This is a genomic window from Gordonia sp. NPDC003376 (assembly GCF_053589235.1).
The window spans coordinates 316,250-336,711 of the sequence record NZ_JBSFRM010000002.1 but is presented as its reverse complement, the minus strand read 5'-3'; the positions used below and the strand labels follow the sequence as shown (position 1 = coordinate 336,711).

Genomic DNA, 20,462 nt, shown 5'->3' with positions numbered 1-20,462 from the left:
ATCCGTTAACGCTGCCGACCGCATACTTCGGCCATGCAAAGTCACGAACCTGCGCAAGGTCACGAATCGGCACGGACCGGTGGCCGGCCTGTTGCAGCGGCGCTGACCGGGCGAGAGGTACGGCGACTCACCGACATCGTCCTGGCCGCCGAGGCCGTGGGGGCTCCGGTGCCCGCAATCGCCGCGATCACCCCTGGTCTCACGTTCGAGGATGCCTTCCGGATCCGGCAGGAAGCGTTCGCTCGGCGGTTGGCCACGGTGTCGGCCATCGCTGCCGTCGTGGCCCTCCCCGACAGTCCGGTGCGGTTCTACACCGATCGCATGGTCCGTCGGGAGAGTGCGCAGGAGGAGACCGGGCAACTGCAGCTGACCGCCCAGCCCGTCGTTCTCTTCCGGGTCGACGACCCGTCAGGACCCAGGGCCACACTGGGTATCGAGGTGCGTCGGATTCGGGCACCCCATCCTGCCCGGCAGGAATGGCATACCGGGCACGACGATGTCTGCACCAATGGTGGTGCCCATCTCCTGATCGTTCCCGATCCGGACCGGTCCGATGTCACGGGGGACCCGGCGATCGAGCGCATAGCGTGGTCGGCCGGCGACGACCACATTCTTCGCACCTCCCACCGAGCGACCCAATCCGAGAGCGTCGGTGCCGCGATCTCACGTGCGCTGGACGAATTGTCGGCCGAGACGCCGGAGCGAGATCCCGAGCTCGAGGTCGGCGTCGAGCCACTGGCGCCCGCGGTCTTGCTGGCCGCCGGGACGTGCGCGACGCTGCGGTTCACCACGGCATCCGCCAAAGACTCGGACCTCCCACCGGTCGAACGCGACCATCACCTGTCATTCGCCGTCCATCAGCAGTCATGCCAAAACGGAAAGTGAAGCCCATGTCCACCTCGAACAGTGAGGTACCGACGACCACGTCGTCAGGGACCGAAAACAGCACCGTGGCGACGAAGTCCACGACGCGCCCTGCATCGGGCGGTTCACTGTCTGCCAGATTGCTTGCACGCTACGGTGTGCTGTTCCTCCTGCTGGTGATGGTGGCCGTCTACACGGCCCTCTTGCCGGACATGTTCTTCACCATGGCCAATTTCCGCGTCATCTCGTCCACCCAGGTCGTCTTGCTGATCGCTGTACTTGGTCTGCTGCTGCCGTACTCGGCGGGTGAGTTCGACATGTCCTTCGGGGCGGTGATCGCCTGGTCGGCAACCCTGACCGCTGTTCTGACCGCAAAGGCCGGTTGGGCCGTCGGACCCACACTGATCGTGGTGATCGCGTCCGCCATCGGATGGGGACTGATCAACGCATTCTTCATCGTCCGCGTCGGGATCAGTTCGCTGATCACCACATTGGGTACCGGAACGGTCATCATCGGGCTGACGCTGGCGATCTCGAACTCCCAGGTGATCGGCAACGTACCGCCGCTGTTGTCCGACATCGCCACCGGCCAGCTACTCGGATTGCCGTATCCGGTCTACGCGGTCGTGATCCTCGTCGTTCTGTTCGCGATTCTCCTGGAACACACGCCTCTCGGGCGCTATCTGTACTTCACCGGCGAAGGTCGAGAAGTGGCCCGGCTCAGTGGACTTCCGGTCGATCGGCTTCGGACCGGCGCTCTCGTCGCATGCTCGGCGATCTGCGGGGTGGCCGGGGTGCTCTCCTACGCCCGACTCGGCAGCGCCGACCCCAACCTCGGTATGTCGTTCCTGTTACCTGGCACGGCCGCGGTCTTCTTGGGTGCCACCGTGATCAAACCCGGACGGTTCAATGCCTGGGGTTCCATGATCGCCGTGCTGCTGCTTGTCACCGGTGTCAGCGGCCTGCAGATGCTCGGCGGTGCCGGCTGGCTCGAGAACGTCTTCAACGGCACCGCACTCGTCTTGGCGGTCACCTTCGCCCACCTGATGGGCAAGCGACGCGCAATCGCTTGACCGTCACGAGGCTGCTGCCGCGCCTCACCAGCTTTCCATACCGCGTTCCACTCACCCAGCCAGGCAATGGCGCCGAAGCGACCTCGCCCTTTCCCGAAAGGTTCAACCGTGTCCGAGAAGACAACCATCCGCGGCTCCGCACTCAAGTCGATCGCAGTCGCCACCGGTGTGGCCGCCGCCATGTTCACTGCCGCTTGCAGTGGCAGTGACACCAGGAGTGCAGACGGTCTGCCCTCCCGCAGCGTGACCGCCGCGGTTGACGACGCGGCCGGAAAGCAGGCCGCCATCGACCTGGTCGAGTCCGCATCCGGCCCCGTCCAGTTCATCGCACCCGGCGACGAGCTCGATCTCGCCGAACTGCAGGGCCGGACGATCGCGCTGGTGACCCTCGACCTGTCGGTGCCGTTCGTGCAGGCGGTGGTGGCAGGCTTCCAGGAGGCAGCCGAGACCGCCGGGGTCCAGGTGACCATCTTCGACGCGAAGGGATCGTCGGCTACGGCCTCCCAAGGTGTCGATCAGGCCGTCGCGGCGGGTGCCGCCGCAATCGTCGCTTTCGGCGTGAACTTCGACCAGGTCGCCGGGTCGGTTGCCGGAGCCGAAGCTGCCGGCATCCCGGTGATCGGCACCATGAACATCGACTCCAATTCGGCGCCCGAGCCGGGATCGGCGGGTTCGGTCAGTGTGGACTACTACGAGTCGGGTCGACTCCTGTCGGCGTACGCGATCGCCGAGACCGACGGCCCGGTACACGCCGCCTACCAAAACCTCCCGTCCATCGCCACCTTCACCGCGATGTTGCAGGGCGTCCAGGACGGCTTCACGGAATTCTGCCCGCAGGAGTGCACCCTCAGCGTCGACGACCTGACCCAATCGGACTTCAAAAAGGCGACTGAGGGGCTCACCTCCTCAGAGATCGCCCGTCAACCCGACCTCAACTGGATCCTCACCGCGATCGACGGTATCGCCCAGTTCACCATTCCGGCGATCGAACTGGCCGGAAAGCAGGATCAGATCCGGGTGGGCAGCATCAACGCTGTCACCGCCAATCTGGAGTTCATCGCGGACGGCCGGGTTCAGGCCAGCGATGTCGGCAACAACAACACCTGGCTCGGCTGGGCGGCGATGGACCGTGCACTGCGAGCCGCGTCCGGTGAACCTGCCGCGATGAGTGAAGTGCCGATCAAGCTGTTCGACGTCCAGACCCTGACCGGAGTCGACATCACGAACGAGGACGCCTTGTTCGACAACGTCGACTACCGCGCCCGGTACGCGGCGCTCTGGGGAAAGTGACATGACACCACTGGCGCGCGGAGTGAGTGTTCGGACGATGTCGAAGACCTTCGTCACCACAACGGTCCTGCACTCGGTCGACGCGGACTTTCCCGCGGGGTCGATCACGGCCGTGCTCGGCGAGAACGGTGCAGGAAAGTCGACGCTCTTCAAGATTCTGGCCGGGTTCCACGAACCGGACTCCGGTGCAGAACTGTTCGTCGACGGACAGGCGCATCCACTCCCGTTGACCGTGACCTCCTCGGCGCATCTCGGATTCGCGTTCGTCCACCAGGATCTCGGACTCGCCGACTCGCTGACCGTCAGCGAGAACGTCTGCGTCGGATCGTTCGTGACGCGTGCCGGTGTGGTCTTATGGCGCAAACAGCATGATCTCGTGCGGACACTGATGGCCGATCTCGGAATGGACATCGCTCCCACGGCCGCGGTGTCGACGCTGACCCGGGCCGAGAAGGCCACCGTTGCGATCGCTCGTGCCGTGTACGCCCGGGGACGTCGGTCCTCGGCGCTGCTGGTGTTGGATGAGCCCACCGCCAATCTCACCGAACGCGAACGCGACATCGTGTTCACGGTGATGCGCAATGCGGCGGCGATGGGAACGGCGGTGGTGTTCTGCACACACCGTCTCGATGAGGTCCTTGCAGTCACCGATGGAGTGATCATCCTCCGAGATGGACGGGTAGTGGCTCGGCACACGACCGCCGACATCAACGGGGAGGCGGAGCTCGTCCGTGAGATCCTCGGCCGCGAGGTCGACGAGTTCGTCGAGCGCAGGGCATCGAGTACCGATCGTGCGTCAACCGTGTTGTCGGTCCGCGGGCTCAGTGGGCACGGCGTGAACGACATCCACTTCGACGTTCGGCGCGGCGAGATCTTCGGTCTCACCGGCCTGGCCGGGGCGGGACAGGACACTGTGGGTCCGCTGCTGATGGGAGCGCAGACACGCAGTGCCGGACGTCAGTCGGTCAATGGGATCGAGCTCCGAACCGTCGACCCCCACCACGCGGTCGGTCTGGGACTGGCCTTTCTGCCGGCAGACCGCAAACGCAGCAGCGGTGTACAGGCCGCGACAATCCGGGAGAACTTCTCGATGGTCACCCTGGCGGATTTCACCAGGGGGTGGCTGGTGAACCGGAAGTCCGAACGTGAGTCGACGTTGTCGGCGATCGCCGAGTTCGACATCCGTCCGGCGGGAGACTCGGAACGACCGCTGGGTTCCTTGTCCGGCGGCAACCAGCAAAAGGTTCTCCTGGCAAAGTGGCTGACCCGAAAGAAGCTGTGTTGCCTGATCTTGCACGAACCGACGCAAGGCATCGATGTCGGCGCCAAGGCGATGGTGCTCGCCATGCTCTCCGATCTCGCCGCCCGCGGAATCGCGATCGTCCTCATCTCGTCCGAACACGAGGAGCTCTCGCATCTCTGTGATCGGGTCGCGGTGATGCGTCAGGGCACGATCGCCGCCGAACTCGAGCGCCCGACCGCACATCAGATCGCCCAGCAGTGTTATGCGAGTCGGGGTGCGGCGTGACCCGTCGCATCCTTGTCGTCAACTCGAACTCGTCTCCATCCGCCGGTGCGGCGATCGGAGCCTTGGCGGGAGAGTACGCGACCGACACGACCGAGCTGGTCACGAAGTCGGCCTCGGCCGGATGCACCGGAATCGACGGGAGACTCGACTCGGCGATCGCCGCAGTCGAAACGGCAAAGGTGATCGCCGCCCACCGCCACGATTTCGACTCCTTCGTCATCGCCTGCGGCAATGACCCGGGACTCGCGGCCGCACGGGAGATCGCAGTAGGACCGGTCGTCGGGACCGCGGAGGCGGGAATACTGCAGGCCTGCGTGCTGGGTGCCCGCTTCGCGATCCCGGTGTTTTCTGCCGCGAAGGTCACGGCGATGCATGAACTGGTGGCCGGCTACGGCCTGAGCCGACGGCTGGCGGCCGTCGTTGCGATGGAGACCACTGTCCGGCAGGCCGTGAGGTCGCCCGACGCGCTCTATCACCAGCTGTCGGCGGCAGCCCGCCGGGCACGTGATGACCATCGCGCCGACGTCGTCGTCCTGACCGGGACGGTGATGGCACCCGTGGCGGCACGCCTGCAGGCCGACCTCGGCATCCCGGTCGTCGCCGGTCTGCGAGCGGCTGTGACACAAGCAGAGTCGCTCGTCGACGCTGACCTGTCCACCTCCCGGTTCCACGGGCGCGGCGACCGCAGGCCGGGCGGCCTGGTCGGCTACCCCGACTTCGCCGACCTCTATGACCACACGAATTCCGAGCAGGAGCTGTCACGATGAAGACCATCGTCCATGGTGGGCCGATCCTTGATGTCGAATCCGGAACGTTCCATCACGATGCCGCTCTGGTCATTGCCGACGGAGTGATCGAGTCGTTCCAAACACACTTCACCGTGCCGTATTCGAGTGACCACTCCCTCATCGATGTTCGCGGGGGTCACGTTATTCCCGGGCTGATCGACAGCCACTTCCATCTGATGAGCCGATCGGGGGTCGTCGCCGACGCAGACCTGGTGACACGCAGCGTGGTCGACGGGGTGATCACCGCACGCCGCGCGGTCGAATCCGGGGTGACGACCGTCCGGGACCCGGGCTGCAAGCACCGCGGAATCCACCGGCTGCGCGACGAGATCGCTGACGGGCGAGTCATCGGTCCCCGCGCGTACACTGCCGGCCCCAACATCGTGGGGTCAGGAGCTCCAGTCGACTGGCGAAATCACTTCGCCAACGGCGCTGATCAGGTATGCGCCGCGGTGAGAGAAGAGCTGCTTGCGGGCGCAGACTTCATCAAGCTGGTGTTGTCCCACACCACGGGATCATCGCGTTGGGCAACCTGTCTGCGATACCTCAACGACGAGGAGATCGCGGTCGCGGTCGCCGAGGCCCATCTCCTCGACGCACGCGTGGGGTGCCATTGTGAGGGACTGGCCGCGGCCCGCGCCGCCGTCGCTGCCGGGGTGGATGTGATCGACCACGGACTCGCCCTCGACGACGCGTTGGTGGTGAGAATGGCGGATCAGGGCACCTTCTACGTACCGACGCTCTGGGCGTTCCGGACAAACACACATCTGCACGTGGGCAAGACCATCACTGCCGATCAGTCGGCAGACTACGAGGATCGCATCGCAAGGGTGCACCGCGAGTCGGTCCAGCGGGCGATGGCAGCGGGTGTGAAGATCGCTGCGGGCAGCGACCCGATCCACTGGATCCCCGCCCGTGACGTGTTGCTCTGTGAGCTCGAAGCACTCGTCGACGCCGGGATGAGCACCATCGACGCCATTCGCGCCGCCACGGTGGTCGCCGCGGACGCGATCGGTCGGCCGGGCATCGTGGGCACGCTCCGACGGGGCGCCCATGCCGATTTGGTCGTCGTCGACGGCGACCCGCTGACCGAACTGCGAGTGCTCGGCCGGCCCTTGCTGGTGGTCAAGGGCGGCACGACCCTGGTCGATCACCGCACTGAATCCACCCAACGTGCAGCGCTCTGGGACGACATCGCCTCGGGCTCACCGGCGTCGGCGCGACAACCGGAGATCTGGCTGTCGCGCGACTGACCGGCAGCACCACGTCATCACCCCGAAACAAAGGAACACCAATGACCGTAACCGATACCCCCCAGGCCGCCGACATCCCGCGCACCGCAGAGCAGTGGGCGGTGACCGCACGGAACATGCCGATCCAGAGCCGCGCCTTCATCGACGGCGCCTTCGTCGATGCGCGTTCCGGAGCGACCATCGACTCGATCTCCCCGGTCGACGGCTCCGTCATCACGTCTTTCGCAGCATGCGAGGTGGCCGATGTCGACGATGCGGTCGCGGCCGCGCGGCGGGCATTCGACGACGGGCGCTGGTCGGAGGCGTCGCCACGCGTGCGCCGGGAGACCCTGCTGGACCTGGCCCGACTGGTGCGGGCCCACCGCATCACGCTGGGCGCGATGATCACCCTCGACGCAGGCCGGCCCATCTCCGCGGCGCTCGGAGAAGTCGATCACACGGCGGACGTGATCCAGTTCTTCGCCGAGGCGATCGACAAGACCTTCGGCGAGGTCCCGCCGACCGCCACGAGTGCCTTCGCAACGGTCACCAGGGATCCGATCGGCGTGGTCGGCGCGGTAGTGCCGTGGAACTTTCCACTCAGCATGCCGGTGTGGAAGATCGCGCCCGCATTGAGCGTGGGCAACTCGGTGGTGGTCAAACCCGCCGAACAGGCGCCGCTGGTCGTTCAGGCCTTCGCGGAACTGGTCGCTGCGGCCGGTGTGCCCGACGGGGTGTTCAACGTCGTACCGGGGATGGGGGAGACCGCGGGCGCGGCCCTCGGCCGCCACCGCGACGTCGACAAGATCGCCTTCACCGGTTCCAATGCCGTCGGCCGCCTCTTCCAGACCTACGCGGCGCAGTCGAACCTCAAGTCGGTGTCGCTCGAACTGGGCGGGAAATCGCCACAGATCGTTCTCGCCGACGCTCCCGATCTGGACGCCGCAGCGCGCGCGGGCGCGCTCGGAGGTTTCGTGAACCAGGGCGAGATGTGCAGTGCAGGTTCACGTCTCATTGTCGAGGAGTCGATTCTCGACGAGTTCCTGATCAAGCTGCAATCGGCCAGGGAGTCCTGGCTACCAGGCGATCCGTTCGATCCGGAGACCACCATGGGACCGCTTATCGACGCTGAGTCACTGTCCCGAGTCCGGGGATTCATAGACTCCGGATCTGCCTCGGGGGCAACGTTGTTCGCCGGGGGAGACTCACAGGCGCCGGCTGGTCTGGGCGGAGGCTTCTACCTGGATCCCGTCATCTTCACCGACGTCGACAATTCGATGCCGATCGCGCGGGAGGAGATCTTCGGCCCGGTGTTGTCGGTGATCGCCGCGTCCGACGCCGATCACGCACTACGGATCGCCAACGACAGTCGATTCGGGTTGGCCGCCGCGGTGTGGTCAACGGATGTACGCACAATCCACAAGTTCACCCGGCGTCTCCGCGCCGGCACCGTGTGGGTCAACTGCTACAACAAGGCCGACGTCAACGTTCCGTTCGGGGGCTACAAGGAATCAGGCTCCGGGCGCGACAAGTCTTTGCATTGTCTCGAGCAGTACACGCAGCTCAAGACGACCTGGATGGACCTGGATGTCTAGAGCCGCCGATGGCCGCAACGGTGTCGTCGAGTGCAGTGGTGGCGGCGAGGGCGGTGGCGTCGTCAGGGACAATGGTGTCATCAAGGGCGGCCTGCTGATCACCGAAGCAGATCGGCGCCGGGTCGACGTGGCCTTCGACGCCGGCACCATCACCGCCATCGAGGAGCACATCGACATCCCGCCCGGCGTTCCGGTGATCGACGCGGAGGGCAGCTACGTGCTTCCCGGAGGGGTCGATCCACATGTTCACCTGGAAACCACCTTTCGGGGTGTGCGCACCGCGGACGACTTCGCCACCGGAACTGCGGCTGCCGCCGCGGGCGGTACCACGACCGTGCTGGACTTCTGCTTTCCCGAGCCGGGTCAGCGATTGACCGACGCTGTGGACCTGTGGAAGGCCAGGGTGGCCGCACGGGGCCTGTGGGTCGACATCGGTGTCCATGTGGTGTTGGTCCGTCCCGGACCGGAGGTCCTCGATCAACTCCCCGAGCTGGTTGCCGCCGGGACGCCGAGCGTCAAAATGTACCTCGCGTACCCGAATGCCCGGATGTCCGACGATGACCAGCTGTTCGAGGTGATGCAGGCGGCCGCTCGCGTCGGGCTGACCGTACTCGTGCACGCGGAGAACGGTCCGGTCATCGAGACACTGCGCCGCCAGGCACTCGAGCAGGGCAGGACAGAACCGCGGTGGCACGCCAGTACCCGGCCCATCGCACTGGAAGAGGAGTCGGTCCACCGGGCCGGAGTGCTGGCGGGGTTGACCGGAGCGAGGCTCCACGTGGTCCATCTGTCCGGGGCCGGCCCGTCCGCCGCGGTCACCGCCGCGCGACGTTCGGGCGCCGCGGTGACCGGCGAGACCTGCATGCACTACCTGATCTTCGACGAATCACGACTGAATGGCGATCTGCAGACCGCCGCCCCGTTCGTGTGTTCACCCCCACCGCGGTCGACATCGGATCAGAAGGCGCTGTGGCGGGCACTCGCCGATGGGCGACTGTCGGTGCTCGCCTCGGACCATTGCGGGTTTCATCTTCACCACGACAAGGTTGTCGGCGATGACTTCACCGCAATCCTCAACGGTGTCCCCGGGGTCGAGCAGCGGTTGATCCTGGCGCATCATTTCGGAGTTCGCGCAGGCCATCTCACCATGGAACGGCTGGTCGAAGTGTGTTGTGTGGAGCCGGCCCGGCGCTTCGGTCTCTACCCGCGCAAGGGCACCCTGGCGGTCGGCTCGGACGCCGACGTGGTGATCTTCGACCCCGACCGTACGCACACCATCAGCGCCCGCACTCAGCACTCCGCGATCGATCACCTCCCGTACGAGGGCATCACCGTGACCGGCGCGGTCGACACCGTGATCGCTCGTGGACGGCGGATCGTCGTGGACGGCGCCCTTGTTCCACTTGTTCCCCAGCACCGTCCCGGGCGGTTCGTCCGCCGCAGTCCCGGTACCGCCTCGGACGCCGACGGTATGCCGACCTCACCGAGGAGCCGACCATGATCTCGTCACCCGTTCCCATCCCGCCGTTCACCTCCACCTCACGCGGCGGTTCCGCCCACACTCACTACGTGATCACGCCGGCCAATCACATGCCCAGTCACCTCCACGGTCTACGCTCGACCGTGGTGCGTAAGCTGGCGACCCCACGAAATGCGCGGTCCCGGTTTGGTTTCTACCGGTTGGAGATCGAGCCGGGTGGCGGTTCCGACGGCCCGGCCGGTCGGGGATTCGAGAGTTTTCTCTACGTGGTGCAAGGGTCGCCGGCGATCGCCGTCGACGGTAACGACGGCACCGTGCTGAGCACTGGTGGGTACGTGTACGTCCCCGACGGCTGCCACTTCTCCGTGGACGCCGACAAGGCCGCGACGCTGCTGTGGATCAAAAAGCGCTACGAACCCATCGAGGGTGTTGGCACCCCCGAGGTGGTGTGGGGGAGCTTTGCGACCGCTGAGCGTATCCCGGGATCGGTGCCGGGGATCTGGCGCAGCGAGGCGTATGACCCTCGCGATCCTGCGTTCGATTTCGCGATGAGCATTCTCTACCTCGATCCGGGCGCCGTGTTCCCCCGGGTCGAGATCCACGACGAAGAGCACGGTCTCTATATGACGTCCGGGCAAGGGCTGTACTACCTGGGCGATCAGTACCACGAGGTGGCGACCGGTGACTTCGTCTACATGGCGCCGTACTGTCCGCAGTACTTCGTTCCGACGGGCGGAGAGCAAGCCGCCTACCTGCTCTACAAGGATGTGAACCGCGATGGATTCTGAGGACGTCGACATCGACTACACGGCTCAGCTACTCGAGGACCGCGCCGACGCGCTGTCCCGCCGTATCGAGGAGCAGGCACAGGTCTACCTCGCCCAGCTCGTCGACCTGGCGAAGACCCCGAGTATCAGTGCCACCGGCGAAGGGGTCCGCGAGGTTGCGGGGAAGATCGCCGACCTCCTGCGCGGCATCGGAATCGACCCCGAACTGCTCGAGACCGGCGGCAGCCCGATCGTGTGGGGATCCACCCCCGGGCACCTCGATCCGCATCTGCTGATCTACGGCCACTATGACGTTGTCCCGCCTGGCGACCCGGATCAGTGGCAGTTCCCGCCGTTTTCGGCCACCGTGCACGACGGTTCGATCTGGGGCCGGGGAGTGGGGGACTCCAAGGGCCAGATGATCGCACATATTTGTGCCCTGGCTGCGTGGCGCGATGTATTCGGTTCCCTGCCGCCACTCCGCCTCGATCTGATGTTCGACGGCGAGGACGAAATCGGTTCGGTCGACACCTCGGCCTACATTCGGGCCAACGCCGAACGCTTCGCCGCGGACTTTCTCTACACCTCGGACGCCTCGACACTCGGGGTGTGGGGTCCGGCACTCTTCCTCGGAATCCGAGGTGCCCTGTACATCGAACTGACCGTCAAGGGTGCGCCGCAGGAATGGCATTCGGCCAGCTACGGTGGCATACTTCCCAACCCCATCGGCCGACTGGCCCGTGCACTCGACGGTCTGACCGACGATTCCGGTCTGGTCCTCATCGACGGGTTCTACGACGACGTTGCCCCGATCGATCCACGGGTGCGCGCGTTGGTCGACCGCCTTCCCCGTGACTTCCTTCCTCCCGCAGACGATTTCGATATTCCCGGCTTCGTCGGGAGTACTCCGGTCGAGGACATGTTCTTCGTCCCCCGGCTGTGTATCTGCGGCATCGAGGGTGGCTACACCGGCGAGGGATTGAAGATGGCGGTCCCGACATCGGCGTCGGCGAAGGTCGACGTCGCACTGTTGGCCGGCCAGTCGCCCGCACGTGTCGCCGAGTTGCTCCGAAACCACCTCGATCAAGCCGGTTTCGCCGACGTCGAGATCACCGTGCTCGCCGACTGCCCTCCGTCGCAGATGCCGCTCGATCACCAGTTGCTGACCACTGCTATCGACTCGCTCCGCAGCGTGTGGAACATGGAGCCGGTACTGTTTCCCTCGATCGGTGGAGGAGGAGTGTTCGCCACATTTGTCGAGGCCGCAGGGCTGCCTTGCCTCCTTGTTCCCTACGCCCAGCCAGACATGCAAGAACACTCGGCGCAGGAGCACCTCTCGATCGAGTGGTTCGTCAACGGCATCAAGACGAGCGCCGAGGTGCTGCGTCGACTCAGTCTGGATGCGGTACGCACCGCAGACGGCCGGCGGCAATGAGCGCACAGACCGTCGACTGCCATTCCCACTTTGCGCCTGCCGGCGTCCTGACGAATGCCGCCAGACACGGATTCGGCTTCGCCTACGACGACGGCTGGCTCGAGACCGCGGCCGGGCGGTTGCCCGCCCACTACCCGGAGCTGATCGACCCGCAGTCCAAGCTCGACCGGATGGATGCGCTCGGTATCGAACACGCGGTCGTATCCCTGACGCCGCATCTGTTCGTGTATGAATCGAACCGACACTCTGCAGTGTTCGCATCCCTGGCGAACGACGAACTGGCGGCATTCGTCTCGACCGATGACCGACTGAGTGGCGCGATGGCCCTACCGATCGCTGATCCGGACGCGTCCCTCAGGGAACTGCGGCGCTGTCGGTCCCATGGCTTTCGGGCCGTGCACGTGGGCACGAACACACCGGACGGGCGAGGGCTGATCGGACGTACCTATGACCCGGTGTTCGAGGAACTCGTGGCCGAGGGACTGCCGCTGATGCTGCACCCCTACTACTGTGGCGCGTTTCAAGAACCGGAGTACTTTCTGCACAACTCGCTCGGAGTCCCCTTCGACACGACGGTCGCGTACGCGCGCATGGCCGCCAGCGGCGTGTTCGATCGGCATCCCACGCTGACGGTGGTACTCGCGCACGGCGGAGGATTTCTGCCCTACCAGCTCGGACGGCTCGACCACGCATGGTGCAGCCGGCCGGACCTGCAGCAGACAAGTCTCCACCCTCCGAGCGAGTATCTGGATCGAATCTACTGCGACACAGTAGTTCACGGCGCACGCTCGCTTCGGTTCCTGGTCGATACGATTGGCGTCGATCACCTGGTGCTGGGAACCGATTCGCCATACGCCACGGGCGACACGACACCCATTCAGTCGGTCGTCGCGGCCGGTCTCGAACCGCGCCGGCTTGCCGATGTTGCGACACGACTCTTCGACCTCGCTGCGACCGCCACCCGGTCCCGGTGATAGTCGATCGATGGGCTGGTCGATGTCGCGTGGGGATCGTCGACGGGTCGGGGGCGGCGCGGATTCGAACGCCTGCGTTCGCGCGGCCTGGTAGCAGCCCGGTCCTCGCTGCCGAGTCGGCGAGGGGATGGCGGAAATCGCGAACGGCCGGTCGGCCAGTCCGCGGGACAGATGTGACCCGACCTCCTCAATGGTCTGGCCGGTGCGCGATATGCCCAGATTCGGCGGGCACACGGCCGGACGGTCGAGGTGGTCGGCAACGTGTACGACGGCTCACCTTCGCCGAGGGAGAGGATCCGCCGCGGACGCCGACCACGGTGCTCGACGTCCGCTTCGGTGACGGGACCGCGGTACGGCCCACGTGAGGGCCACCGAGCCCGGGCAACCCCCGCACGTCCTAGACTGACCGTCGTGAGCGACGCGATCCGAGACCTGGCATCGGCGGAAGTGATCCCGACTCCGTACGAGGACCTGCTCCGCCTCGTCATGGACACCGGCACCCCCAAGGCCGATCGCACCGGAACCGGGACCCGCAGCATCTTCGGTGCGCAGCTGCGCTACGACCTCTCGGCCGGATTCCCGCTGATCACCACCAAGAAGGTGCACCTCAAGTCGATCGTCTACGAATTACTGTGGTTCCTGCGCGGTGACTCCAACGTGACATGGCTGCAGGAGCAGGGCGTCACGATCTGGGACGAGTGGGCCGACGCCGACGGCGAGCTCGGGCCGGTCTACGGCGTGCAGTGGCGCAACTGGCCGACCCCGTCGGGTGAGCACATCGATCAGATCTCGGCGGCCCTCGAGATGCTCAAGTCCAACCCCGATTCGCGGCGCAACATCGTGTCGGCGTGGAACGTCGGCGAGATCCCCCAGATGGCGCTGCCACCGTGCCACGCGTTCTTCCAGTTCTACGTGGCCGACGGCAAGCTGTCGTGTCAGCTGTACCAGCGCAGCGCCGACCTGTTTCTCGGGGTGCCGTTCAACATCGCGTCCTATGCGCTGCTGACCCACATGATGGCCCAGCAGGCCGGGCTCGCGGTGGGCGACTTCGTCTGGACCGGCGGTGACTGCCACATCTACGACAACCACGTCGAGCAGGTCACCCGCCAGTTGTCGCGAGATCCGTACCCGTATCCGAAACTGGAACTGCGTCAGCGTGATTCGATCTTCGACTACGAGTATGGCGACATCGCCGTGGTGGGATACCGGTCGCATCCGGGCATCAAGGCCCCGGTCGCGGTCTGAGCGTCGGAGGCATTACGGGTCGTGGTTGCGGCACCGGTGCACCCGGGGTGAGAACCTCCGGCCGGTGGCGGTGAAGCGCGCAGCGCCGCGATCCGGGTGGTCTAGCCTTGACGGGTGGTGGTCAGCGACTCAAATCTTCATCTCGACGGGATCGCGGGAATTCTCGATCACCTTCACGGCGCTGCGATCCTCTGGGATCCGGAGGTGTCCGAGCCGGTCTGGATGAATCGGGGCGCTGCCGAGGTGACCGCCGGATGGGACTCCGATTGGCGCCGGCATTTCCTGTCGGAATCCCCGGCGGGCTCGGATTCACCGCCGACGATCCGGGCGAGATCGCACGGCGTCGACCGGTCGGTGCGGGCCCGGTGTGTGGACCTCGACGTCGACGGAGAGCGGCGAATGCTCGTCCACTTCGACATGCCGACCAGGCGAACGGTCGAGGACGAACTGACGCTGACCGCGACCTATGTCGAGGCACTGAGTCGGCACACTGCGGCCGGATTGCTGGTCCTCACCGCCGAGGGCGTGGTCCTGCACGCCACCGCCCGTGTGCTGGAACAGTTCGACGTCGCCCGCGGGGACCTCGTCGGTCACCCGATCACCGACCACGCCGTCATCGGTGCCGGTGACGCCCACGGATGGTCGTCGGTGCTCGATGCGATGGATCCCATCGCCACGGTGCAATTGGACCTGATGAACCCCTCGGCCCGCACCCCGGAGTTCCTGGGCGGCACCCTCGAACGCGTGCCGCAACGCCCCGACCACGAACTGCTGCTGTCGGTGTACGACATCTCCGATCGGGTCCGCCGAGAACAGCAACGATCCCGGGATGCCGAGCACCAGAACTACCTCGCCCGTTACAACGTCATGGGTGATCTCGCGATGGCCGTCGCCCATGAACTCGGCCAACCGCTCACTGCCGCACGCAATTTCCTCGCCGTCACCCGGTCCGCGATGTCCCGGTCCGCGATGTCCCCGTCGGCGTTGTCCGCGCCGACGCCGGATGCCGACCGGGCCGACACCGCGCTGTACGGGCTCGACGGCGCCGACCGTCAGATCGATCGGGCGGCGAGCATCATCACCAGCATGCGCAGGTTCGTCGGGCACGTCGATCACGTCCAGGAGGACATCGACCTCGACGTCATCGTCGAGGAGTGTCTGTACTTCATCGGACTGCGTGCCGAGACCTCCTCGGTGACAGTCGAATTCGACCGTGCGCACGGGCCTGTTCCGGTTCGGTGCGAGCGGGTGCTGACCGGTCAGGTGATCCTGAACCTGTGTTTCAACGCTGTCGACGAGATGGCGGCGAGCCCGGAACCGGCCCGCACGATCCGACTGCGGACCCGTTCCGAGGGAGGCGTCGGCATCTTCGCGGTGCAAGACCGGGGACGCGGATTCACCGGAGATCCGTTCACCGACCCGTTCACCTCGAAGGACAACGGCAGTGGGATCGGTCTCGCACTGAGCTACCGCATCATCACCCGCCAGGACGGCGAGATCTGGGCGAAGCGCCTGCCGGTGGGCTCGGAGTTCGGGTTCGCGCTCCCGGCGGTTCCCGGCGTCGCCCCGCGGCGGTAGCCTGGGCTCATGAGCGCAGGTCACATCGTCGGTGTCGCTGATCGAGGGGAGGCGTGATGGGCGGGATCACGCTGGTCTGGGCACAGGATCGGGTCGGGGCCATCGGCCGGCGGAACACCATTCCGTGGCGTGTCCCCGAGGACATGGCCCGATTCCGTGAGGTCACCGGGACGAAGGCGGTGGTCATGGGACGTCGGACCTGGGAATCGCTGCCCGCGCGATTTCGGCCGCTGCCCGGACGCCGCAACATCGTGGTCACCCGCGCCGCCGATCTGCGTCTCGACGGCGCCGAGGTCACCCACAGCGTGCCCGATGCACTGGCACTCGCCGGAGCCGACGCCGTGGTGATCGGGGGCGGTGAGATCTACTCGGCCGCCATCGATCTCGCGACGCATCTGCGGGTCACCGAGATCGACGTCCTGGTCGAGGAGGCCGACGCCTTCGCCCCGGTCGTCGACGAGCTGCGATGGGAGCGGGCCGGTGAGGGGGAATGGCTGCGGTCGAGCAGCGGCACCCACTACCGCTTCATCGACTACATCCGGCACGCCGCGCACTGAACCCGGGTATGGCCCCCACCACACTCTCGGCCGCACAGGCGCGTCGAATCGCCCTCGTGGCGCAAGGTTTCACCGATCGCCGCCCGGCCGGCCCCGTCACCATGCGACACCTCGACCGGGTCGTCGGGCGGACCCGGCTGCTGCAGCTGGATTCGGTCAACGTGGCCGTCCGTGCGCACTACCTCCCGTTGTTCAGCCGACTCGGCGCCTACGACCGCTCCCTCCTCGATCGCGCGGCCTGGCGGCCGGGGCGCGGTGGGCGCCGGCTCACCGAGTACTGGGCCCACGAGGCCGCGCTGATCCCGGTCGACGACTGGCCGTTGTTCGCCTTCCGGATGGACGACTACCGCGACGGACGGTATCGCCACACCCGGGACCTGATGCGTCGCCACCGCGCGCTGGCTGCCGACGTCCGGGCGGTGATCGGCGAGGTGGGGGCATCCACCCCGCGTCGGATCGAGGACTCGCTGGGCATCGAACGGTCGCCGCGACGTTCCGGCGGCTGGTGGGATCGCGGGGAGGTCAAGCATCTCTGTGAGGCCATGTTCGCCGCGGGTGATCTCGCCGCCACCCGTGACGAGTCGTTCGGCCGCCACTACGACCTCACCGAACGAATCGTCGGACCCGACGTCGCGGCCCGTGTGGTCGATCGGTCCGACGCGATCGGTGAGCTCGTCGCGCGCGCGGCGTCGGCGCATGGGATCGCGACCGTCGCCGACCTGGCCGACTACTATCGGCTCAAACCCGCCGAGATCCGTTCGGCGGTGGCCGATCTCGTCGACGCCGGCGTGATCACCCCGGTCCGGGTGGCGCAGTGGCGCGACGAGGCCTACCTGCACGGGGAGGCTGCCGTGCCGAGTCGTGTGCGCAGCGCCGGTGCGCCGCGCAGCGCGATCCTCTCGCCGTTCGATCCCCTGGTGTTCTACCGGCCCCGGACCGAGCGGATCTTCGGCTTCCACTACCGGATCGAGATCTACGTGCCTGCACCCAAGCGGGTGCACGGGTACTACGTCCATCCCTATCTGCTCGGCGACGACCTCGTGGCCCGCGTCGACCTGAAGGCCGACCGCGCCCGCGGCGTCCTGCAGGTTCCCGGGGCCTTCGTCGAGGACGGCCGCGATCCCGATGTCGTGGCGCGGCGACTCGCCGCTGATCTCACCGCGCTGGCCGAGTGGCTGGGACTCTCGGCCGTCGAGATCGGAACGCGAGGGTCACTCACATCACATCTGCGGCGAATCGCCAGGTGAGTGTCGAACCCGTGTCGCCGTCGGCGTCCGGTTTTGACATGCTTGTCACCGCGGACACACGCCACCGGCGAGTGTGCGCATGCGTACAGCCGAGAGGGGTTTGCGCGCACACGAAGACGGCCGGCGGGTTGTGCAACCCGGCCGGGACCCAACGCAACCGGACGACACAGGAGACAGCATGACGGTGACCTACGGCGATCGTGAGTATCGACTGGTGATGTTCGATCTCGACGACACCCTGGCGCCGTCCAAGAGTCCCCTCGACGACCAGATGGTCACCGTACTGCGCAGCCTGCTCGGCGAGGCACTGGTGTGCATCATCTCCGGTGGCCGCTACGAACAGTTCCGGATGCAGGTGCTCGACCGTATCGGTGACATCGACGAACTCGACAACCTCCACCTCATGCCCACCTGCGGCACCCAGTACGTGCGCCGCAACGGCACCGAATGGGAGACCGTCTACGCCGAGGACCTCACCGACGACGAGAAGCAGCGCACCCTCGAGACACTCGAGACCGGCGCCAGGGAACTCGGCGTGTGGGAGACCGAGACCTGGGGTCCGATCCTGGAGGACCGCGGCTCGCAGATCACCTTCAGCGCACTCGGGCAGTCCGCGCCGGTCGACGCCAAGAAGGCCTGGGACCCGGACGGTTCCAAGAAGTCGGCGCTGCGCGCCTACGCCGCTGGGCGACTGCCCGACCTCGAGGTCCGCAGCGGTGGTTCGACGTCGGTCGACGTGACCCGCAAAGGCATCGACAAGGCCTACGGTGCACAGAAACTCATGGAGATCCTCGGCCTGGGCCGCGACGACATCCTGTTCTACGGCGACCGCCTCGACGAGGGCGGCAACGACCGCCCCGTGCTCGATCTCGGCATCACCTCGATCGCCGTGGACGGCTGGGAGGACACCCACGCCCGCCTCGTCGAACTCCTCGGACACTGAGACGCCCGCACACACGCCGGGACCTCTCCACCGCGACCCTCACCGGCACTCGGGCACCGAGGGTGTGAAGGCGGGTACCGGCGCACGGGGGGCTGTTTCAAAATGGCCGACAGCCAGAATCTTGAGGACGAACGCTCAGTTCGCCGAAGGCGATTTGGTCCCCAAATCGCTTACGCGGCGATTCAGCCCCTCTTTTTCGAGGACCAGCTGGCTCTGTTCTTGAAAATGAAACAGCCCCACGGACAGCCGGATCGGATGCGGAAGGTCCACACGGCCTTCCGCATCCGTCGCCGCCGGTGGGTGCGACGCCCGATCGGCGGATCCGGCGACTAGTGGATCTGCGGTCGGCGATCGAGATCGGGGTGCAGACCCTCGATCTCGGCCGACAACGAGATCAGCAGCGGCTCGCCGCCGGCCGGTCCGATGAGCTGTGCGCTCTGCGGCAGCCCTGCGGCGTCGAACCCGATCGGGACCGCGGCGGCAGGATTGCCCAGGACATTCCACGCCGCCGTGTAGGACGCCACATCAGAGGCGAGACGGGTCAGCCCCAGGGTGCCGTGACGATCGAGCTGCCCGACCGTCATCGCGGTGGTCGGCGTGGTCGGGGTGAGCAGCACATCGCAGCGGGAGAACAGCTCGGCGAGAAAGCGTTTCGCCGTCTTCTCGGCGCTGCGCTCGGCCCGGCCCACCACATGCCGCGTGAGACGCCCGGCCGACGCCATACGCCGGGTGCGGGCCTCGAGCAGTTCCGGATACTCCACCCGCGCCGCCTCCTCGGCCACACCGGTCGCCACCTGGATCTGGAAGGGCACCCCCAGTTTCGGGTACTGCACCGTGTTCACCGACCCGTCGTCGTCGATCACGGTGTGGCCGGCTGCGCGCAGGCGGTCGGCGAGTCCGCGCAGTGCGACGGTCGTCTCGTCGTCGACGGCCCTGCCGCCCATCGGGTTCCGCAGGGACAGCAGGATACGCAGCCGGCGTGGGGGGAGTGCTGCGGCGTCGGCGAGCGTCGACTCCAGCGGGTCGGCACGGAACCGGTCGGTCGCGGCGGCCCCGGAGATCACGTCGTAGATCAGGGCGCTGTCGGCGACGGTACGGGTCAGCGGTCCGAGCGTGCCCAATGCCCGCCAGAGGTCCGGGTTCGGGGCGGTGGGCACCCGACCCCGTTGCGGCTTGAGTCCGAACAGTCCGCACCAGCTCGAGGGCAGGCGGATCGACCCGCCGCCGTCACCGCCGATTCCCGCGGCCACCATCCCGGAGGCGACCGCGGCCGCGGTACCCCCGCTCGATCCGGCCGGGGAGCGGCCGGGATCCCACGGATTACGGGTCCAGCCGTTCGCCGCCGACTCGGTGAACGGCCAGATCCCGAACTCGGGCATCCGGGTCTTGCCGATGATGATCGCGCCGGCCTCGCGCAGCCGCCGGACGAGCTCGGAATCCGCCTGTGCCGGAGTCCGAACCGACCCGCCGCCATACGCGGTGGGCAGTCCGGCGACGTCGTTCTCGTCCTTGATCGCGATCGGCACCCCGTGCAGGGGGCCCAGCGGGCGCCGGGCCTGGCAGTCGGCGTCGAGCCGGTCGGCGGTCTCGCGGGCCTCGTCGGCGAGCACATGGGCGAACGCGTTGAGGTGCCGATCGCAGCGCGCGATCCGGCTCAGCGAGTGCTCGACGAGCTCACGTGCGGTCACCTCCCCGCCGGCCACCCATCGCCGCTGCTGCACGACAGTACTGAAATCCAGCGAACTCGACCCCGGGTCGCGATCCGGGTGATCGGGGCCGCCGGGGAAGGGGGTCGATCCGTCGGCGGTCATTGCGCGGGGCTCCGATACGTCATCGGCTCATTGTGGTCGAGATCGGTGCGCGCGG

The 20,462-nt window shown here is 66.7% G+C and carries 17 protein-coding genes; 16 read left to right on the top strand and 1 reads right to left on the bottom strand.

Going from position 1 to position 20,462, the window contains the following annotated elements:
- Positions 1 to 33 precede the first annotated feature (33 nt).
- The 16 genes from ACWDUA_RS03770 to ACWDUA_RS03695 all read left to right on the top strand — a co-directional run bounded on the left by ACWDUA_RS03770 (position 34) and on the right by ACWDUA_RS03695 (position 18,596).
- On the top strand, positions 34 to 885 hold the full coding sequence (locus tag ACWDUA_RS03770) for a hypothetical protein (protein WP_449749642.1): 852 nt from the start codon (positions 34 to 36) through the stop codon (positions 883 to 885).
- Between the two features lie 119 nt (positions 886 to 1,004).
- Entirely contained in the window at positions 1,005 to 1,937 is a 933-nt protein-coding gene (locus ACWDUA_RS03765; protein WP_449749641.1) for an ABC transporter permease, read from the top strand.
- Between the two features lie 108 nt (positions 1,938 to 2,045).
- Positions 2,046 to 3,227 (top strand): sugar ABC transporter substrate-binding protein, encoded by a 1,182-nt coding sequence (locus ACWDUA_RS03760; RefSeq protein ID WP_449749640.1) that lies wholly within the window; start codon positions 2,046 to 2,048, stop codon positions 3,225 to 3,227.
- A gap of 37 nt (positions 3,228 to 3,264) precedes the next feature.
- On the top strand, positions 3,265 to 4,755 hold the full coding sequence (locus ACWDUA_RS03755; protein ID WP_449749639.1) for a sugar ABC transporter ATP-binding protein: 1,491 nt from the start codon (positions 3,265 to 3,267) through the stop codon (positions 4,753 to 4,755).
- Complete coding sequence (locus ACWDUA_RS03750; protein ID WP_449749638.1) at positions 4,752 to 5,522, top strand: aspartate/glutamate racemase family protein; 771 nt, start codon at positions 4,752 to 4,754, stop codon at positions 5,520 to 5,522. Before ACWDUA_RS03755 ends, ACWDUA_RS03750 begins: the two co-directional genes overlap by 4 nt.
- Complete coding sequence (locus ACWDUA_RS03745) at positions 5,519 to 6,796, top strand: amidohydrolase family protein (RefSeq protein WP_449749637.1); 1,278 nt, start codon at positions 5,519 to 5,521, stop codon at positions 6,794 to 6,796. The genes ACWDUA_RS03750 and ACWDUA_RS03745 overlap by 4 nt, the downstream gene beginning before the upstream one ends.
- A gap of 41 nt (positions 6,797 to 6,837) precedes the next feature.
- Positions 6,838 to 8,370 carry an aldehyde dehydrogenase family protein gene (locus ACWDUA_RS03740; protein WP_449749636.1) on the top strand — a complete coding sequence of 511 codons (1,533 nt, stop codon included), beginning with the start codon at positions 6,838 to 6,840 and terminating at the stop codon, positions 8,368 to 8,370.
- Entirely contained in the window at positions 8,363 to 9,871 is a 1,509-nt protein-coding gene (gene hydA, locus ACWDUA_RS03735) for a dihydropyrimidinase (protein ID WP_449749635.1), read from the top strand. Before ACWDUA_RS03740 ends, hydA begins: the two co-directional genes overlap by 8 nt.
- A complete protein-coding gene (gene allE, locus ACWDUA_RS03730) occupies positions 9,868 to 10,638 on the top strand; it encodes a (S)-ureidoglycine aminohydrolase (protein WP_449749634.1) in 771 nt (256 codons plus the stop codon). Before hydA ends, allE begins: the two co-directional genes overlap by 4 nt.
- A complete protein-coding gene (locus tag ACWDUA_RS03725) occupies positions 10,628 to 12,052 on the top strand; it encodes a M20/M25/M40 family metallo-hydrolase (protein WP_449749633.1) in 1,425 nt (474 codons plus the stop codon). The genes allE and ACWDUA_RS03725 overlap by 11 nt, the downstream gene beginning before the upstream one ends.
- The gene (locus ACWDUA_RS03720; RefSeq protein ID WP_449749720.1) at positions 12,049 to 13,026 is read left to right on the top strand and encodes an amidohydrolase family protein; all 978 of its coding nucleotides are present in this window, start codon (positions 12,049 to 12,051) and stop codon (positions 13,024 to 13,026) included. Before ACWDUA_RS03725 ends, ACWDUA_RS03720 begins: the two co-directional genes overlap by 4 nt.
- Positions 13,027 to 13,437: 411 nt before the next feature.
- Positions 13,438 to 14,271 carry a thymidylate synthase gene (locus tag ACWDUA_RS03715; protein ID WP_449749632.1) on the top strand — a complete coding sequence of 278 codons (834 nt, stop codon included), beginning with the start codon at positions 13,438 to 13,440 and terminating at the stop codon, positions 14,269 to 14,271.
- 114 nt (positions 14,272 to 14,385) lie between these two features.
- Positions 14,386 to 15,849, top strand: a complete 1,464-nt coding sequence (locus ACWDUA_RS03710) for a sensor histidine kinase (protein WP_449749631.1) — start codon at positions 14,386 to 14,388, stop codon at positions 15,847 to 15,849.
- A 56-nt stretch (positions 15,850 to 15,905) separates the two neighbouring features.
- Positions 15,906 to 16,406 carry a dihydrofolate reductase gene (locus tag ACWDUA_RS03705; RefSeq protein WP_449749630.1) on the top strand — a complete coding sequence of 167 codons (501 nt, stop codon included), beginning with the start codon at positions 15,906 to 15,908 and terminating at the stop codon, positions 16,404 to 16,406.
- Between the two features lie 8 nt (positions 16,407 to 16,414).
- Positions 16,415 to 17,653 (top strand): winged helix-turn-helix domain-containing protein, encoded by a 1,239-nt coding sequence (locus tag ACWDUA_RS03700; RefSeq protein ID WP_449749629.1) that lies wholly within the window; start codon positions 16,415 to 16,417, stop codon positions 17,651 to 17,653.
- 178 nt (positions 17,654 to 17,831) lie between these two features.
- A complete protein-coding gene (locus tag ACWDUA_RS03695) occupies positions 17,832 to 18,596 on the top strand; it encodes an HAD-IIB family hydrolase (RefSeq protein ID WP_449749628.1) in 765 nt (254 codons plus the stop codon).
- A gap of 329 nt (positions 18,597 to 18,925) precedes the next feature.
- Here ACWDUA_RS03695 and ACWDUA_RS03690 read toward each other — a convergent pair whose 3' ends face one another.
- Entirely contained in the window at positions 18,926 to 20,407 is a 1,482-nt protein-coding gene (locus ACWDUA_RS03690) for an amidase (protein WP_449749627.1), read from the bottom strand.
- Positions 20,408 to 20,462 lie beyond the last annotated feature (55 nt).

Coding starts and splice junctions, on each gene's coding strand:
- ACWDUA_RS03770 (WP_449749642.1), top strand. CDS start 34: ATGCAAAGTCACGAACCTGCGCAAGGTCACGAATCGGCACGGACCGGT.
- ACWDUA_RS03755 (WP_449749639.1), top strand. CDS start 3,265: ATGTCGAAGACCTTCGTCACCACAACGGTCCTGCACTCGGTCGACGCG.
- ACWDUA_RS03745 (WP_449749637.1), top strand. CDS start 5,519: ATGAAGACCATCGTCCATGGTGGGCCGATCCTTGATGTCGAATCCGGA.
- ACWDUA_RS03740 (WP_449749636.1), top strand. CDS start 6,838: ATGACCGTAACCGATACCCCCCAGGCCGCCGACATCCCGCGCACCGCA.
- hydA (WP_449749635.1), top strand. CDS start 8,363: ATGTCTAGAGCCGCCGATGGCCGCAACGGTGTCGTCGAGTGCAGTGGT.
- allE (WP_449749634.1), top strand. CDS start 9,868: ATGATCTCGTCACCCGTTCCCATCCCGCCGTTCACCTCCACCTCACGC.
- ACWDUA_RS03725 (WP_449749633.1), top strand. CDS start 10,628: ATGGATTCTGAGGACGTCGACATCGACTACACGGCTCAGCTACTCGAG.
- ACWDUA_RS03720 (WP_449749720.1), top strand. CDS start 12,049: ATGAGCGCACAGACCGTCGACTGCCATTCCCACTTTGCGCCTGCCGGC.
- ACWDUA_RS03705 (WP_449749630.1), top strand. CDS start 15,906: ATGGGCGGGATCACGCTGGTCTGGGCACAGGATCGGGTCGGGGCCATC.
- ACWDUA_RS03700 (WP_449749629.1), top strand. CDS start 16,415: ATGGCCCCCACCACACTCTCGGCCGCACAGGCGCGTCGAATCGCCCTC.
- ACWDUA_RS03695 (WP_449749628.1), top strand. CDS start 17,832: ATGACGGTGACCTACGGCGATCGTGAGTATCGACTGGTGATGTTCGAT.
- ACWDUA_RS03690 (WP_449749627.1), bottom strand. CDS start 20,407: ATGACCGCCGACGGATCGACCCCCTTCCCCGGCGGCCCCGATCACCCG.